At 67.2% G+C, this 16,763-nt stretch carries 10 protein-coding genes; 8 read left to right on the top strand and 2 right to left on the bottom strand.

Going from position 1 to position 16,763, the window contains the following annotated elements; all coding sequences use genetic code 11:
• Window positions 1-15: 15 nt before the first annotated feature.
• Both TVB01_RS06945 and TVB01_RS06940 read right to left on the bottom strand, forming a co-directional pair.
• Complete coding sequence (locus TVB01_RS06945; protein ID WP_422455181.1) at window positions 16-267, bottom strand: acyl-CoA carboxylase subunit epsilon; 252 nt, start codon at window positions 265-267, stop codon at window positions 16-18.
• Complete coding sequence (locus tag TVB01_RS06940; RefSeq protein ID WP_422455180.1) at window positions 264-1,859, bottom strand: acyl-CoA carboxylase subunit beta; 1,596 nt, start codon at window positions 1,857-1,859, stop codon at window positions 264-266. Before TVB01_RS06940 ends, TVB01_RS06945 begins: the two co-directional genes overlap by 4 nt.
• A 278-nt stretch (window positions 1,860-2,137) precedes the next feature.
• Here TVB01_RS06940 and TVB01_RS06935 point away from each other — a divergent pair, with 278 nt between their 5' ends.
• From TVB01_RS06935 to TVB01_RS06900, 8 genes are all read left to right on the top strand, one after another.
• Window positions 2,138-2,989, top strand: coding sequence for an SDR family oxidoreductase (locus TVB01_RS06935; RefSeq protein ID WP_422455179.1), 852 nt, complete (start codon window positions 2,138-2,140; stop codon window positions 2,987-2,989).
• 131 nt (window positions 2,990-3,120) lie between these two features.
• Complete coding sequence (locus tag TVB01_RS06930; protein ID WP_422455178.1) at window positions 3,121-4,005, top strand: biotin--[acetyl-CoA-carboxylase] ligase; 885 nt, start codon at window positions 3,121-3,123, stop codon at window positions 4,003-4,005.
• A gap of 31 nt (window positions 4,006-4,036) precedes the next feature.
• Window positions 4,037-4,597, top strand: coding sequence for a PH domain-containing protein (locus tag TVB01_RS06925; protein WP_422455177.1), 561 nt, complete (start codon window positions 4,037-4,039; stop codon window positions 4,595-4,597).
• A complete protein-coding gene (locus TVB01_RS06920; protein WP_422455176.1) occupies window positions 4,590-5,732 on the top strand; it encodes an adenylate/guanylate cyclase domain-containing protein in 1,143 nt (380 codons plus the stop codon). Before TVB01_RS06925 ends, TVB01_RS06920 begins: the two co-directional genes overlap by 8 nt.
• A gap of 182 nt (window positions 5,733-5,914) precedes the next feature.
• Window positions 5,915-12,046, top strand: a complete 6,132-nt coding sequence (locus TVB01_RS06915) for an Ig-like domain-containing protein (protein WP_422455175.1) — start codon at window positions 5,915-5,917, stop codon at window positions 12,044-12,046.
• A gap of 46 nt (window positions 12,047-12,092) precedes the next feature.
• Window positions 12,093-13,064, top strand: a complete 972-nt coding sequence (locus TVB01_RS06910) for an AAA family ATPase (RefSeq protein ID WP_422455174.1) — start codon at window positions 12,093-12,095, stop codon at window positions 13,062-13,064.
• A 73-nt stretch (window positions 13,065-13,137) separates the two neighbouring features.
• Window positions 13,138-14,274, top strand: coding sequence for a DUF58 domain-containing protein (locus TVB01_RS06905; RefSeq protein WP_422455173.1), 1,137 nt, complete (start codon window positions 13,138-13,140; stop codon window positions 14,272-14,274).
• Window positions 14,271-16,709 carry a transglutaminase-like domain-containing protein gene (locus tag TVB01_RS06900; RefSeq protein ID WP_422455172.1) on the top strand — a complete coding sequence of 813 codons (2,439 nt, stop codon included), beginning with the start codon at window positions 14,271-14,273 and terminating at the stop codon, window positions 16,707-16,709. The genes TVB01_RS06905 and TVB01_RS06900 overlap by 4 nt, the downstream gene beginning before the upstream one ends.
• Window positions 16,710-16,763: the final 54 nt, after the last annotated feature.

Below are 16,763 nucleotides of genomic sequence, written 5' to 3'. Positions count from 1 at the left end.
CCCGAGCCTAGCGTGTCAGCGGTAGGTGCGCCGCCATGCGCCCGGCCCCGGAGCGGGCCTCAGGCTCAGCTGGCGGCGCCTGGTCCACGCCCTGCGGGTCGTTGCCGGATCGCGCAGCACAGGCGCTGCCGGGTCCGGTGCGCCCGCGCCCAGGCCCAGGACGACGGCGGTCAGTGCCGCCAGTTCCTCGTCCGTGGGACTGCCTGCGAGGACCTGCAGCAGCGGCTGGGCTGCGGGTTCGAAATCCGGTTCGCTGACGATGCTCACAGCGGGATGTTCCCGTGCTTCTTGTGCGGCAGCGAGGCACGCTTTTCGCGCAGCACCCGCAGCCCGCGGATCAGCTGAAGCCGGGTTTCCGACGGCGCGATCACGGCATCCACATACCCGAGCTCGGCCGACTGGTAGGGATTCAGCAGTTCTTCTTCGTAGGCATTGATGTAGCCCTGGCGGACTTCATCGACGTCCTGCCCGTCTGCTGCGGCGGCCGCCAGTTGGCTGCGGTAGAGGATGTTCACTGCACCCTGCGCGCCCATGACGCCGATCTGGGCCGTGGGCCAGGCCAGGTTCAGGTCCGCACCGAGTTTCTTGGAGCCCATCACGATGTAGGCGCCGCCGTAAGCCTTGCGGGTGATGACGGTCAGTTTGGGAACCGTGGCTTCAGCGTAGGCATAGAGCAGCTTGGCGCCGCGGCGGATGATTCCGTTGAACTCCTGGTCCTTGCCCGGAAGGAAGCCGGGAACATCCACGAAGGTCAGGATGGGAATGTTGAAGGCATCGCAGTGGCGCACGAACCTAGCCGCCTTTTCCGAGGCGGCGATGTCCAAGGTCCCGGCGAACTGCAGGGGCTGGTTGGCGACGACGCCGACCGTATGCCCTTCCAACCTGCCGTAGCCGATGATGACGTTCGGTGCGTACAGGGACTGCATCTCCAGGAAGTGGCCATCATCCACCACCTGCTCGATCACGGTGCGGATGTCGTAGGGCTGGTTTGCCGAATCGGGAATCAGCTCATCCAGGGCCAGGTCCCCGTCGTTGATCTCCTCGTCCTGCGCAAACGGCGTCAGGGGTGCTTCGGCGAGATTGTTGCTCGGGAGGAAGTCCAGCAGTTCGCGGACAAAGTCGATCGCGTCCTCTTCGTCCGAGGCGAGGTACGCGGAGGTGCCGGTGGTGGCGTTGTGCTGCCGGGCGCCGCCGAGCGTTTCCATGTCCACGTCCTCACCCGTGACCGCTTTAATGACGTCCGGTCCGGTGATGAACATGTGGGATGTCTTGTCCACCATCACCACGAAGTCGGTCAGGGCGGGGGAGTATGCCGCGCCGCCGGCGGACGGGCCCATGATCAGTGAGATCTGGGGTACGACGCCGGAGGCGTGGACATTGTTGCGGAAGATATCGGCGAACATCGCCAGGGAGGCGACGCCCTCCTGGATGCGGGCGCCGCCGCCGTCGAGGATGCCGATGACCGGGCAGCCGTTGCGCAGGGCAAACTCCTGGACCTTGACGATCTTTTCGCCGTTGACCTGGCTCAGCGATCCGCCGTACACCGCGAAGTCCTGGCTGTAGACCGCCACAGGCCGTCCGTCCACGGTGCCGTAGCCGGAGACCAGTCCGTCGCCCACCGGCTTCTTCTTCTCCATGCCGAACGCCGTGGAGCGGTGCACTGCCAGCGCATCGAATTCCACGAAGGAGCCTTCGTCCAGGAGCAAGTCGATGCGCTCGCGGGCAGTGTGCTTGCCGCGGGCATGCTGTTTTTCGACTGCGGCTGCGCCGGAGGGGAATTCGGCCTGGGCCTGGCGGCGCCGGAAGTCGGCGATCTTCCCGGCGGTTGTCTGCAGATCGATGTCCTGGTCGATGCTCATTTACTCTCCGGTGCTGGGTCTGACGGATGGCGGGCGGATCGCCACCCCAACGCCCTGCGCAGCTGCTTCAGTAGGTTTCTTACAAGTGTGCGGGCGATTCACCCAGTCTAGTGAGCGCCAACACGCCCAGCGGGTGTAGGAAACCTACAATTTGTGTCCCCGCGCCTTGGCTGGGTGAAGAGCCGGACTGCCGTCGGCGTCGGAGGGTGGCCGTCTTCTTCCGGGATGGATGTTACTGGTGAGTAACATTTTTCCTGCGGGTGCATTACCCTGTCCGTATGACCTCGACCACACCATCTTCTTCTCCGCGTTCGCTGGCCGGACGCACCATCCTCATGTCCGGCGGCAGCCGGGGAATCGGTCTGGCCATCGCCCTCCGGGCCGCGGCCGACGGCGCCAACATTGCGATGCTCGCCAAGACCGCGCAGCCGCACCCTAAGCTTGAAGGCACGGTCTACACCGCGGCCGAACAGCTGGAAGCTGCCGGCGGCAAGGCGCTGCCGATCATTGGCGACGTTCGCCGCGACGAAGACGTCGAGAAGGCTGTCGCCGCCACTGTGGAACAGTTCGGCGGAATCGACATTGTGCTCAACAACGCCTCCGCGATCGACCTGCGCAAGACGGACGACGTGAGCATGAAGAGCTACGACCTGATGCAGGACATCAACGCCCGCGGCACGTTCCTGCTCTCCAAGACGGCCCTGCCGGCACTGCGCGACTCGGACAACGCCCACATCCTGACGCTCTCCCCGCCGTTGAACCTGGACCCCAAATGGGCCGGCAGCTACCTTGCCTACACCATGGCCAAGTACGGCATGTCCCTGACCACCCTGGGCCTGGCTGAGGAGTTGAAGAAGGACGGGATCGGCGTGAATTCGCTCTGGCCCTGCACCTCGATCGACACCGCAGCGATCCGCAACATGCCCGGCGGATCGGAACTGGCACGCGTGTCCCGCAGCGCAGACATCATGGCCGACGCCGCGCATGCCATCCTCACGCGCCCCGGGCGCGTTGCCACCGGCAACTTCTACACGGACGAGCAGGTCCTGCGCGAGGAAGGCATCACGGACTTCACCAGGTACAGCCTCGGCGCACCGGAAGACAAGCTGATGGCCGACTTCTTCCTCTAGGGCGGTTCAGCCTGGCCGGGGGGGGGGGGGGGGGGGGGGGGGCGGGGGGGGGGGGGGGGGGCCGGGCGGGGGGGGGCCGGGCACGGCAGTGCAGCCCCGGGATGGGGGAGGGGGCGCGTAATATCGAAAATATGGATCTGCGCTACTCCAGCATGGAGCGACCACCGTTGGAGCCGGAGCGGCTGCGGGCCAGCCTTGTGGGCCCTGCAGGCCCGCTGCCCCGGCTCGATGTCGTGCAGGAAACAGGCTCCACCAACACCGATCTTGCCGACAGCGCCCGGTTGTCGCCGCGTGACTATCCGGACTTTTCCGTCCTGACTGCCGAGCTGCAAACCGCCGGGAGGGGCCGCCTGGACCGCGTCTGGCAGGCACCGGAACGCTCGTCCCTTTTCGTCAGTGTGCTGCTGCGCCCTGTTAATGCACAGGGCCGCCCGTTGCCGACCCAGTCGTACGGGTGGCTCTCCCTGCTGGCGGCACTGTCGCTGTCCAGGGCAGTGGGCGGCCGGACAGGAGTGGAGCCGCGGCTTAAATGGCCGAACGACGTCATGGTCGATGGACGCAAGCTGGCCGGGGTCCTGGCACAGCTGGTGCCGGACAGCTCAGGCAATCCTCCTGCCGTAGTGGTGGGTGTGGGACTTAATGTTTCCCTCACTGACGAAGACCAGCCGGTCAGCACGGGCACCAGCCTGTTGATGGAGTACGCATCAACCACTGACAGGAACATCCTGCTGGAGGACTACCTGCTGCGGTTCAACTTGGACTACCGGGCGTTCTGCGCTGTCGACGGGGATGCTTCAGCGCCCTGGTCCGCTGGCGGATCCCTCCTGGACAACGTCGCCGGGCGCATGGTGACACTGGGGCAGGAAGTCCGCGCGCACCTGCCCGGCGGAGCGGAGCTGCAGGGCCGCGCCACCGGCCTCGACGCCCATGGGGCGCTCCTGATCATTGACGGCGACGGCGTGCGGCAGACAGTCAACGCTGCCGACGTCGTGCACCTGAGGCCCGCCGGCGCATGAGCGGCGGGCACACCATCGGATTCCGGTGCGGATGAGGCTGGAGCCGGGGGAACAGGTCATTGTTTCAGCGCGTCCGCATGCCGGGCCGCTGGTCAAACAGGTCCTCCTTGCAGCACTGGCATGTGCGGCAGGCGGGTTCGCCCTGGGGTATCTCGGGCGGGACACGATTCCGGCTGCGCTCACCGAGTGGACGCCAGTGCTGGCTCCCGCCGTCGTCGTGCTGGTGGTCCTGGTCCTGGTCCGTTTCTGCCTGCCGGCCGTGTTCCGCTGGAACGCCGCCCGCTACGTGCTGACCAACCGGCGCCTGATCCAGCGCCGCGGAGTGCTCCGTAGGCAGGAACACGACCTCCCCCTGGCCTCCGTCTACCAACTCGAAGCGCGGCAGGGGATACTGCAGCGCATGCAGCGGTCCGGAACCCTCCGGATCGATCTGGGACGCGGGAGGGTCATCGACTACCCTGCGGTGCCCGAAGTCCACCGGTTCAAGTCGATTGTGTTGGCCACCATAGAAGACCTGCCCATGACCGTGATGTTCGATGGTGTAGATATTGAAGGAAGCATGGGTTACGACGAATGGAGCGGCAATGAGTGATCAGGGCCAGGACGTGCCTGAGTCCGCCGCCGAGCCGGAACCACTGACGCTCTCGATGAATGCGGTGCCAATGCCGCAGAAACCGGTGCTGCCGGGTGCCTCGGGAGCGATCGACCGGGAAGACGTCCGGCGCCTGGAAGCGCAGCTGATTGGCGGCCCGCGTACCCTCAAGCGCCGTGAAGCAGCAGCGGGCGCGGGAGTCTCGCTGCTCTCGGCACGCAAGCTGTGGCGCGCCATGGGCTTCCCGAACCTCGACGACGACGCCGTGTTTTTCACCGAGGCTGACCAGGACGCGCTGAGCACCGTGATTCAGCTGGTCCGCGAGGAGCGGCTCACCGAAGAGGCCGCGATTTCCATCATGCGCTCGATCGGCCAAATGACGGACAGGATGGTTGTCTGGCAGGTTGAGGCCCTCGTTGAAGAAATGGTGGTCCAGCGCGGGATCACTGACGCCGAGGCCCGGAAGAAGCTGGTGGCAGCCCTGCCGGACCTGATCGAGCCGCTTGAGAAAACCCTGGTCTACGCGTGGAAACGGCAGCTGAACGCCGCAATCCAGCGCCTGGCGCTGCGTGCTGAGGCCGGCCTGGCCAGCCATGATTCGGAGACCGATGACAACCCGCTCCCGCTGGCACGGGCCGTCGGGTTTGCCGATCTGGTTTCCTACACCAGTCTTTCCCGCCAGATGAACGAAAAGACCCTGGCACAGATGGTCCAGCGGTTTGAACACAAATGCTCGGAAATCATCTCGGTGGGCGGCGGCCGGCTGGTGAAGACCATTGGCGACGAAGTCCTCTTTAACGCTGAGACGCCCGAGGCAGGCGCCGAAATCTCCCTGGCCCTGGCGAAGGCCTTCACCGAGGACGAACTGCTCCCGTCCGCGCGCGTAGCCATGGTGTGGGGCAGGGTGCTCTCCCGCCTGGGCGATATCTATGGCCCGACGGTGAACCTTGCCTCGCGGCTGACCTCGCTGGCAGAGCCGGGAACGGTGCTCACCGACGCGTCCACGGCAGCGGCACTGCGCAATAACGAGCGTTTCATCCTCATACCCCATTCGCCGCGCACAGTTCGTGGTTTCGGCGAGATCCACCCTGTCACCCTCGCCCGGGGCACCGGGCAGGGACTGGTGCTGGACTAACTTCCGGGCCGACAAGCAGCTTCCGAATGAAGCAGGCTTGTCATTTTCAGGCGAGCCACTTGGCAATGTGCGAGACTTGATGCGACTATCTGCCGAATCGCGGCCCGCCCGGGCACCGGGCGCCGCACGCCGACGGCGGGGTGTCGCCGACGTGTCTCGGGGTTCGTAACGGGGGGAAGCAAGTGCAGTTCTTCAGGGGGGCCACGCCTGCGCAAAGCCGCGCCCGCCGCAAGGCCGTGTCCATCGGTTCGGCCATTGCCGCCACGGGTGCCGTCGTGGCCGGCGCCATTCTGTATCCGGGCTTTGCCAGTGCCGACGTCGACCTGAACGACGGCGGCGTCTGGGTCACCAACCAGACCCAGGGCATGGTAGGCCACCTGAACTACCCCGCCCGGCTGCTCGACGGCGCCTATGCCGCCAACAGCGACGGCTTCGACGTCATGCAGTATGAGGGCACCGTCTTCCACGCCAACACCGACCAGTCCAAGGTTTCGCCCGTGGACATCGCCAACGTGGCTCGCGGCAGCGAGGTCCAGTTGCCGGCGTCGGCCACCATCGCCCAGGGCGGCTCCGCGGTCGCGGTTACCGATCCTGCAGCCGGGGCCGTCTGGCTGATGGACTCCGGCTCACTGCCCTTCTTCAGCGACACCGAAGCCGAACCCGTGCTCCAGGACTCGCCCGGTGTTGCTGCCGGAGTGTCGCCGGACGGCTACGCCGTAGTTGCGGCTCCGCGGGAGGGTCGGCTCTTCGGCTACCAGGTCGCCGGGGACGGCAGCTACGGCGAGCCGGAGGTCACCGAGGCGGAGGAGCTTCGCGGCTTCGGCGACACCCAGGTCGCAGCCGTGGGGGAGGACGCCGTCGCCTTTGACGCCGAAACCGGAACCCTGGTCCTGCCCGGCGGACGGATCGTCAGCCTTCCCGACACCCAGGGCGCGCGGCTCCAGGACTCCGGCCCCGAGGCCGACTTTGTGGCCATCGCCTCGGCTTCGGCACTGATCAAGCAACCGATGGACGGTTCAGAGGCGACCGTGACCCCGGTAGCCGGCGGGGGAGTCCCCGCGGCACCGGTGCGGGTGGATTCCTGCCTGCACGCAGCCTGGGCCGGTTCCGGCACCTACATCAGGGACTGTGACTCCGACGCTGACGATTCCGTCGAGGAGATCTCCGGGATCGGCACCTCCTCGGAACTTGTCTTTCGGGTCAACCGGTCTGTCGTGGTGCTGAACGACATTAACGGCGGCAGCGTGTGGCTGGTGCTGGAAAACATGCAGCTGGTGGACAACTGGGGGGATGTCATCCCGCCCAAGCAGGACTCCAGCGACGACGAAGAAGAATCTGCCAGCGAGAACCCGGTGAACACCCTTCCGGACCGGACCGGAGAGAACCGTCCTCCCGTCGCTTCGCAGGACAGGTTCGGGGTCCGGGCCGGGCGCACCACCATCCTTAACGTCCTGGACAACGACACCGATCCTGACGGCGACCTTCTGACGGTCCGGCTCGCCGGCAGCCAGCCGTCCGCCGGCGAAATCCAGCAGATCTACAACGGTGCCGGACTGCAGCTTGTCGTTCCTCCGGGTGCCTCCGGGACCAGCACGTTCGAGTACGAGGTCAGCGACGGCCGCGGTGGCAGCGCAACCGCCAGTGCGACCGTGGAGGTCCGCGGTTCCAGCGAAAACACTCCGCCCGAACCGCGGAGGTCCACGAAGATCCTGGTCGAACAGGGCCAGTCAGTCAGCCAGAACATCCTCAACGACTGGATGGACCCGGACGGCGATGACCTGGTCCTGGTGGCCGCGGAACCCACGGCTGACGGGGACCAGGTGCGGTCCAGGTCCGACGGATTGCTGACCTTCCGGGACATCGGAAAGACGCAGGGCGTCAAGGACGTTGCCGTCACGGTCTCCGACGGCGCTGAAATTGCCACGGGCACTGTCACGTTCGATGTCCGGCCCGCGGGGGTCCTGCCCCCGGTCACCAACTTCGACCACTTCACCGCCACCGTGGGTGAACCCGTCACGCTGTACCCCCTCCAGAATGACCTGGATCCCGCCGGCGGCCAGCTCAGCCTCGCCAAGGCCGATGCGGAGGACGGCTCCGAACTCCTGCCGGACTACGAGACAGGTTCCATCGCGTTCACTCCCACAGATCCGGCGACGTACTACATCGAGTACCTCGTCACTAACGGTCCGCAGAGCGCCAGCGGGCTCATCCGGGTGGATGCAGCCGAGTCCGGCCGCCAGGGAGCTCCGGTCGCGGTGCGGGACGTGGCCCTGGTTCCCCGCGGCGGCAATGTGCTGGTGGACGTGCTCGGCAACGACACCGACCCCACCGGCGGAGTGCTGGTGGTGCAGTCCGTCAGCACGGGCAGCAGTTCGCCGCTGGACGTCGCAGTGCTGAACCACAACATCCTGCAGATCCACGACGTGCGCGGACTCACCGGAGCCGCAACGATCAGCTACATGGTTTCCAACGGCACGGCCAGCGCCACCGGCGAAGTCAGTGTCCTGCCGGTGGACGGGCCGGGGACCCTGCTCCCGCCGTCGGCCTCAGCCGACACCGCTACCGTGCGGGTCGGAGACGTGGTGAACATTCCCGTCCTGGAGAACGATGTGTCACCCAGCGGCGACGAACTGACGCTTAACCCCGTTCCGGCCCAGGGGGTTGATCCGGCCGACGGCCAGCTCTTTGCTTCCGGGAACATGCTCCGCTTTGTTGCCGGAGAAACAGCCAAGACGGTCTACGCGATATACGAGGTCCGTGACTCCACCGGGCAGAGCGACTCCGCCCAGGTGCGCATCAACATCCGGCCGCGCGACGACGAGAAAAACACTCCTCCGGTGCCCAGGAACCTGGAAGGCCGGGCGATCGCCGGAAGCACCGTACGGATTCCAGTGCCTCTGGACGGCCTTGATGCGGATGGCGATTCGGTCTTCCTCGGCGGGATCAGCGGAGCGCCCCGGCTCGGCGCAGCTGTTCCGGGACCCAACTACATCGACTACACAGCTTCAGCCACCGGGGCGGGCACCGACTCGTTTACCTATGAAGTACGGGACAGGCTGGGGCTGGTGAACACCGGCACGGTCCGCGTGGGGATCGCTCCGGTAGCGGAAGCCAACCAAAAACCCGTGGCCGTGAACGACGCCGTGACCGTGCGCCCGGGGCGCGAAGTGGCCGTGCCGGTACTGCAGAACGATTCCGATCCCGACGGGGATCCGATCTCGCTTGACCCCGACGGCGTCAGCTCGCAGGAGAGCGGAACCGAAGCGCGGGCCGAGGATAACCGGGTCCGGTTCACGGCACCCGCAGAAGCAGGCACCTACAACATCCGCTACGCCGTGCGCGACAACCGCGGCGGAACCGCCTATGGAAACGTCGCCGTTGTGTCGGATCCGAACGCTGAACTGCTGGCACCGCTGGCCCAGGATGACCGGGTGAGCGTCGCGGAGATCCGCGGCCGCACCGCCGTGGACGTCGCCGTGCTGGAGAATGACGAGGATCCCGACGGCGTCGCCGAGGATCTGGCAGTCTCCGTGGACCCCTCGCGGACCACGGCAGCCGCGACGGGAGACCAGGTGCGTGTCGAACTGCTCGAGGAAGCACAGATCGTTCCGTACCAGGTCCAGGACATGGACGGAGGAACGGCGACGGCGGTGATCTGGGTTCCCGGCCTCAGCGCCCAGTATCCGACGCTTCGCAGCACAGACGTCCAGGAAGTCGAAGCGACGGACACGCTCGAACTCGATCTGGCCGAACTGGTCGAGGTCCGGGAGGGCCGAGCGCCGCGGATCACGGAAACTGCCAAGGTCAGCGCCATCGGCTCCTCCAACCGGGATACCTGGGTGGCCGACGAAGACACGCTTTCCTACACTGCGGACGAGGACTACGCCGGTCTTGGCTCCATCACCTTTGAAGTCACGGACGGTTCGGGCCCGGATGATCCGGAAGGCCTCAAAGCTACGCTGACCATCCTGGTCAACGTCATCCCGCTGCCGGAACAGAACCTGCCGCCCGCCATGAGCCCGGGTTCGCTGGAAGCGGCCAAGGGCGAAGACGCTGTCACCCTGGACCTGGCACCGCTGGCGTCGGACCCCAACCCGGCTGACGCCGGAAAACTCACCTTCGCCCTGGCCGGTCCCGTACCCGAGGGTTTCGACGCGAGCCTTTCCGGTTCGGTCCTGTCCGTCTCGGCCGCAGACAATGCCTCAGTCGGCACGCTGGGACAGCTTGCCGTGACCGTCACGGACGGGCGCAGCGACCCTGTGCCCGGACGCGTGGACCTTGCGGTGTTGGCCTCTACCCGGCCGCTCCCCGTCGCCGCGGACGATTCCGTGGACGATGCTGTCCAGGGCAAGCCGGCGAGCGTCAACGTGCTGGCCAATGACGACAACCCCTTCCCGGACACCCCGCTGGAAATCGTGGAAGCCACTACGGACGGCAATGGCACCGCCAGCATCCAGGGCGATTCCGTGGTGGTGACCCCGGACGCTGACTTTGTGGGCAGCATGAGCGTCCAATACCGGATCCAGGACAAGACCGGACAGCCGGACCGCCAGGCTTCCGCGCAGATCCTGCTGACCGTGCAGGGCCGGCCCGAAGCGCCCGCCACTCCGGTCGTGGAAAGCACACGCAGCCGCACCGTGGTCCTGGCCTGGGATCCGCCTGCTGCCAACGGTGCTGCGATCACCGGCTACACCGTCACCGGGTCCGCAGGGTTCAGCCAGGAATGTGCTGCAACAACCTGCACGCTGACAGGACTGACCAACAATGTCGAGTACACCTTTGCGGTGACAGCCACCAACGCCAACGGAACCTCCGACCCGTCACCGTTCTCCGCTCCCGCACGCCCGGACACCCAGCCTGCGCAGCCGGCGCCGCCCGTCCTGGCCTTCGGAGACAAGGAACTGGACATCGCGTGGACCGCGCCGGCCAACGACGGTTCACCGATCGAATCCTATGACCTGCAGATTTCTCCGGCACCCCCCGGCGGGACGGCCCAAAAAACCGTGCCGGCCTCGGTGACCCGGACCACGTGGAGCGGACTGGCCAACGGTGCCAGCTACCGGGTGCGCGTCCAGGCCCGCAACGCGGCACCTGAGCCGTCCGGATTCAGTGAGTACTCGGTACCCGAAATCCCCGCCGGACTTCCGGGCGTCCCGCCGGCGCCCACGACGGCGAAAGCAAACTCGGTGGGTACCCAGAGCCAGCTCGCGGTGGACTGGGAGGATTCCGTGCCCAACGGTGCGGCCGTGACCCAATACGAACTGCGCGAATACCAGGGCTCAACGCTGGTCCGCACAGAGCGCGCAGGCGAAACCTCCAAGCTCACGGTGCGCGTGCCGAACTCCGAGCAGAATTACAGCTACTCCGTGCGCGCCTATAACAAGGCCGGCTGGAGCGAATGGGGACCCGCCTCAGCGCCGCGCCGCGCCGTCGGCGTGCCCGATGCTCCCGCCGCACCTGTCCTGGCAGCGTCCCGCACCGGAGCCGAGGGCCGGGCCGTAACGCTCACCTTCAGTCCGCTCAGCGCCAGCGCCCGCAATGGAGCGCGCGCCGAGGAAGTCAGCTACCGTGCCCAGTTCAGCGACGGACGCTCGATGACGGTCAGCAGCGGCCAGGAATTCACCGGCTTCGGCAACGGTGCCAGCATTACCGCGACGCTGACCGCTGTGGTGAACTCCGACGGTTCCTCCTACGACAGCCCTGCCTCACCGGCGTCGGGCGCGGTGCAGGTGCACGGCAGTCCGGGGCAGCCGTCGGCTTCCGGTTCCAACGGCAGCCAGGGCAGCAAGACCGCCACCCTGTCCTGGTCCCCGCCGAACCAGGATGCGCACGACGTCGCGCAGGTCCAGATCTCTATCAACGGCGGGGGCTGGGAGAACGTGGAAGTCTCCGGCAACCGTAATGTTGGGAACGGCTACGACCAGGCGGTGAGCATCAAGGTGCGGGTGCTGAACTCGCAGGGGACGCCTGGTCCGGTGGCTGAAGCGTCCGCCCGCACCGGCACCGAGCCGCCGCCGCCCCCGCCGTCCACATGGACGCTCACCGTGGGCAGCGACCAGTTCACCAGCGCAGACCGGCGGACCTGCATGGACCCCGTTGGCTCGACAAATTACACCAAGGACCGCCGCTGCCTCGGAAACCACTGGGCCTATCTGAACGACCGGATCGATACCCGCTGCTACATCGTTCGCAGCAGCGGCGAGATCTGGTACCGCCAGCTTTCCGGCCCCAACTCGTCCAACAACGGCCTGCACATCAAGGGTATCCACACCAGCTTCGGCAACAACCCTCCGGGCGGGATGGGCCGATGCTGACTCCCGCTCTTTCACCAACCACGCACTACTTGGGGGAAACACCACCATGTCCATGACCGAAGAACAGGCGTCCTGGTTCGCCGAGACGTTTGCCCAGATCCTGACGAACGTTGGCCGGGCCGTCCTCGGCAAGCCGGAGGCCGTGCGCCTGATCATCATCTCGATGCTCGCCGAAGGGCATGTGCTGCTGGAGGACGCGCCCGGAACGGGCAAGACCATGCTGGCGCGTGCGCTGGCGGCCACCGTGCAGGGAACCACGTCCCGGATCCAGTTCACCCCTGACCTGCTGCCCTCCGACGTCACGGGCATCACGATCTATGACCAGAAGACCCAGGCATTCGAGTTCCACCGCGGACCGATCTTCGCCAACGTGGTGCTGGCCGACGAGATCAACCGCGCTTCACCCAAGACACAGTCCGCACTGCTGGAGGTCATGGAGGAATCCCGGGTCACCGTGGACGGAACGACGTACACGCAGGAACGCCCGTTCATGGTGATCGCCACGCAGAACCCGATTGAGCAGGCCGGCACCTACCGCCTGCCCGAAGCCCAGCTGGACCGCTTCCTGGTCAAGACCTCCATGGGCTACCCGGACCACGCCGCGACCGTTGAACTGCTTGCCGGTGCCGCCACCCGGGACCGGTCCGCCGCGCTGTCCGCCGTGATCACCTCCGAAGCCGTGCGGGACATGGCAGACCTGGCCGCCACAGTGCACACCGATACCTCAGTGCTGGAATACATCGCGCGCCTGACTGCGGCCACGCGGGAGGCTCCCGAAACCCGGCTGGGCGTCAGCGTCCGCGGCGCCCTGGCCATGGTCCGCGCCGCAAAGGTCCGTGCGGCCTCCGAGGGCCGGAACTTCGTGCTGCCGGATGACGTCATCGCGCTGGCCCCGAGTGTCTTCACCCACCGCCTGGTCATGGACCCGGAGGCCGAGTTCGCCGGTGCCACCGCATCGGCGGTGCTGGAGAAGGTCGTTGCCTCCATTGCAGCTCCGCAGCAGCGCGTTGCCGTCTAGGGCATCCGCGGTGCACCTCCTGGACGCAGCCCGCCGGCGGTGGTGGCCCCGGGCAGCCGCCGCAGCAGGCAGTATGACACCGCTGGGCTGGTCGGCCGCGGCACTGGCCGCCGTCTTTTGGGCAGCGGGCGGAATGCTCGGCTGGCGGGAACTGCTCATTGCCGCGGCCCTCCTGACCCTTGTCCTGGTTGCGGCCGTGGCCTTCATCGTCGGACGGCAGTCCTATGCGGTGCGGCTGGATCTGGCCCGCACCCGTGTTGCGGTGGGGGACGACGCCGTCGGCTCGCTGACCATTGGCAACCCGGGAGCGCGGATACTGCTCCCCGCGACGCTGGAACTGCCCGTCGGTGCGGCAACCGCCGTCTTTGAACTGCCGCGCATGGCCCCCGGCGATGAGCATGAAGAGCTGTTCCGGATCCCCACCCAGCGGCGGGCCATGATCGTGGTGGGTCCGGTGGAATCCGTCCGGCGGGATCCTTTTGGGCTGATGGGCCGGCGCCTGGCCTGGACCGACCCGGTAGACCTGTTCGTCCATCCCCGCACCGTGGGCCTGCAGGGATCGGCCACCGGCTTCATCAAGGACCTGGAAGGCCTGCCGACCCGGGAGCTTTCCACCGCAGACGTCGCCTTCCACGCCTTGCGTGAGTACGTTCCCGGTGATGACCGGCGCCATATCCACTGGAAAACCACCGCGCGGACCGGGACCCTGATGGTCCGGCAGTTCGAGGAAACCCGCAGATCCCATCTGGCCGTGGCGCTGTCCGGCAACACCGCTGACTACGGCAGCGATGAGGACCTGGAACTGGCGGTCTCGGTCGCCGGATCGCTGGGTCTGCAGGCCATCCGTGAGCAGCGGGACCTGACGGTGCTCAGCCACGATGGACAGATCCGCAGCGGCAGCGGCCGAATCCTGCTGGACGGGCTGACCCGGTTCGAAGGAAGCGAACGCCGGGAGGGCACCCGCGAACTGGCTGCCCTCACCTCGGACAGCGTTCCCAACGCTTCGGTGGTCATTCTCGTGACCGGTACGGCCGTGAGCGCCTCGGTGCTGCGGTCAGCAGCTGCCGCCATTGCCCCGGGCATCCGCTGCCTTGCCGTGCGGTGCGGTGAAGGGGAAGCTCCCGGGCGCCGGGAAATTGCCGACCTCACCGTCCTCACCTGCGGCGCTTTGGATGATCTGCCCGCCCTGATCCGGAAGGGCACCGCATGAGCGTCGATGCTGACCGCCGGCCGAGGCGCCGGCAGGGAACTGCGCCGGCCAGGCAAACCGTCCCGCTCCGACCCGTCCTCGAAGCGTGCGCCCTGGTCCTGCTGCTCATTCCGGGTGTCATGGGACTGGGTCCAACGTTCGGCTCGGGTCCCCGGTACCTCATCGCCGGCATCGGCGGGATCGTGCTGGGGCTGCTGCTCGCCGGGGCTTCCACGCTGCGCCGCTGGGGCCCCTGGACTACTGCGGGGGCCACCGCCGGCACGTACCTGCTGCTCGGAAGTGCGCTGGCTGCACCGGTTGAAGCTGCCGCCGGGATCCTGCCCACCCTTGACTCGCTCAGGGTGCTGGTGTCCGGGGTTGTCTTCGCGTGGAAAGACCTCCTGACTGTCGCGGCACCGGTGGGAAGTGCCGGCGGAATGCTGGTGGTTCCTTTCCTCCTGGGACTCCTGTGCGCACTGGCCGCCGGATTGCTGTCCTGGCGGGTCCGGGGGCCCTACTGGCCGGCCCTGCCCGTGCTGGTGCTTTTTGCTGCTGGAATCGCGTTCGGCACTCCGGACGCGCCCTTTCCTGCAGCGCGGGCGCTGATTCTCGGGGGCGGGCTGCTGGCCCTCCTTTCCTACCGGCGCGCTGCCCAGGCCCGGGGCGGGTCACGGACAGCTGCCCTGGATTCCGCGCCCGCCCGCGCGGCCCGGCTTCGGCGCAGCGCGTACGGTGCCGCCGTCCTGGCCGGTGCCGCCGCCGTGTCACTGGCCCTCTCTCCGCTGCTCGGGGCCGATGCTGAGCGCAAGGTGCTCCGCGACGTCGTCGAACCGCCGGTTGAATTGTTCGATTTCCCCAGTCCACTCACGGATTTCCGCCGCTACGTCAAAGACAACGCGGATACCACGCTCTTCACTGTGGAAGGCCTTCCGCAGGGACAGCGGGTCCGCCTGGCGGTCATGGACGCGTACGACGGCGTCGTTTACAACGTGAGTCCGCAGGCCGCCGGCGGGTATGCGCGGGTGGGGGACGCCGGCGCGCTGGCCGGTGCAGCCGGAACGGATGCCCGTGGAACCGAGGCCACGCTGAAGTTCTCCATCGAGGACTACGCCGGGGTCTGGGTGCCGGGCGCAGGCGAGATCAAGGCACTGCGCACCGAAGGGGAGAGGAGCAGGCAGATCGCCGGCGGCCTCTTTTACGATGCAGGTTCCCAGACACTGCTGACGACGGCCGGTGTGCGTGCCGGGGACAGCTATGAGACCGGCGTCTTCTTCCCGGAAGAGTACGACGACGCGCAGCTGGCCCAGTACGGGTTCGCCAACTCGGTGCTTCCCCGGGTCCAGGAGGATCCTCCGATCGTGGCGGCGAAGGCCGCTGAATTCGCCGGGGAGGAAAGCACCCCGGTTGAACGGGTCAGGCGGCTGCAGCAGATCCTCGCCACCGAAGGGTACTTCAGCAACGGCAAGGACGGGCAGACACCGTCCCTGCCGGGGCACGGCGCGGCCCGGATGACGGGGTTGCTTGATGCGGAGCAGATGGTCGGCGACGACGAGCAGTACGCAGTGGCCATGGCGCTGATGGCGCGCAAACTGGGGATCCCGGCCCGGGTTGTGATGGGCTTCTATCCGGACTGGGACGAGCTGGATTCTGCCCCTGCCAAGATCGGCATCACCGGCGACGACGTGCATGCCTGGGTGGAAGTGGAATTCGAACGCGTCGGCTGGGTGCCTTTCTTCCCGACACCGGATGAGGACAACGAGCCGGTGCCGCCGCAGCAGCAGCCGAAATCCACGCCCAAACCCCAGGTGCTGCAGCCGCCGCCCCCGCCGCAGGAACCCGCGGAGCTGCCCCCGGACGCGACAGCCGATCCGCAGGATGCCGAGGAAAAGGATGAGGACCTGTGGGAGGCCGTTTCCGGGGTGCTCCGCATCGTGGCACTGGCATCGGTACCGCTGGTGCTGCTCTTCGGTCCGTTCCTGCTGATCCTTGCCCTCAAGAGCCGCCGGGCCAGGCGCCGGCGCACCCGGGGAGCCACGCCTGCGCGGCTGGCCGGAGGGTGGCGGGAGGTGCTCAGTTCCGCCGCCGACCTCGGCGTGGTGATCACCGCGCGGCGGACCCGCCGGCAGGACGCAGCAGTCCTGGCGGAAGCTTTTCCAGCGGGCGCCCTTAGCGCGGCGGCGCTGGCACGGCGGGCAGATGCAGGTATCTTCGGGCCGGGGGACCCCTCCGAGGCTGAAGTGGAAGGCTACTGGCAGGACGTTGACAGCCTGCGCCGTGAGCTCACCGGGAGACTGGGGTTCTGGCAGCGCCAGCGCGCCAGGTTCTCGCTGCGCTCGCTGCGCCTGGACCGCCGTCTCGAAGGACGTGTCCCGCTGCGCGCGCGGTTGCGGGGAGCAGCGGCTGCCGCGACCCGCCGAGCGAGCGGTGCTCAAGGTCCGCGGGGTCCGTTAGGGTAATGAAGTGGACAGGCAGGACAGATCACTGCAGTAACACCAAGACAAGCAGCTTCC

Origin of the sequence: Arthrobacter sp. 7Tela_A1 (assembly GCF_049311065.1) — a bacterium.
Taxonomy (GTDB): domain Bacteria; phylum Actinomycetota; class Actinomycetes; order Actinomycetales; family Micrococcaceae; genus Arthrobacter_B.
Note: the sequence above shows the minus strand (reverse complement) of the source record. Positions and strands in the feature narration are given on the sequence as shown.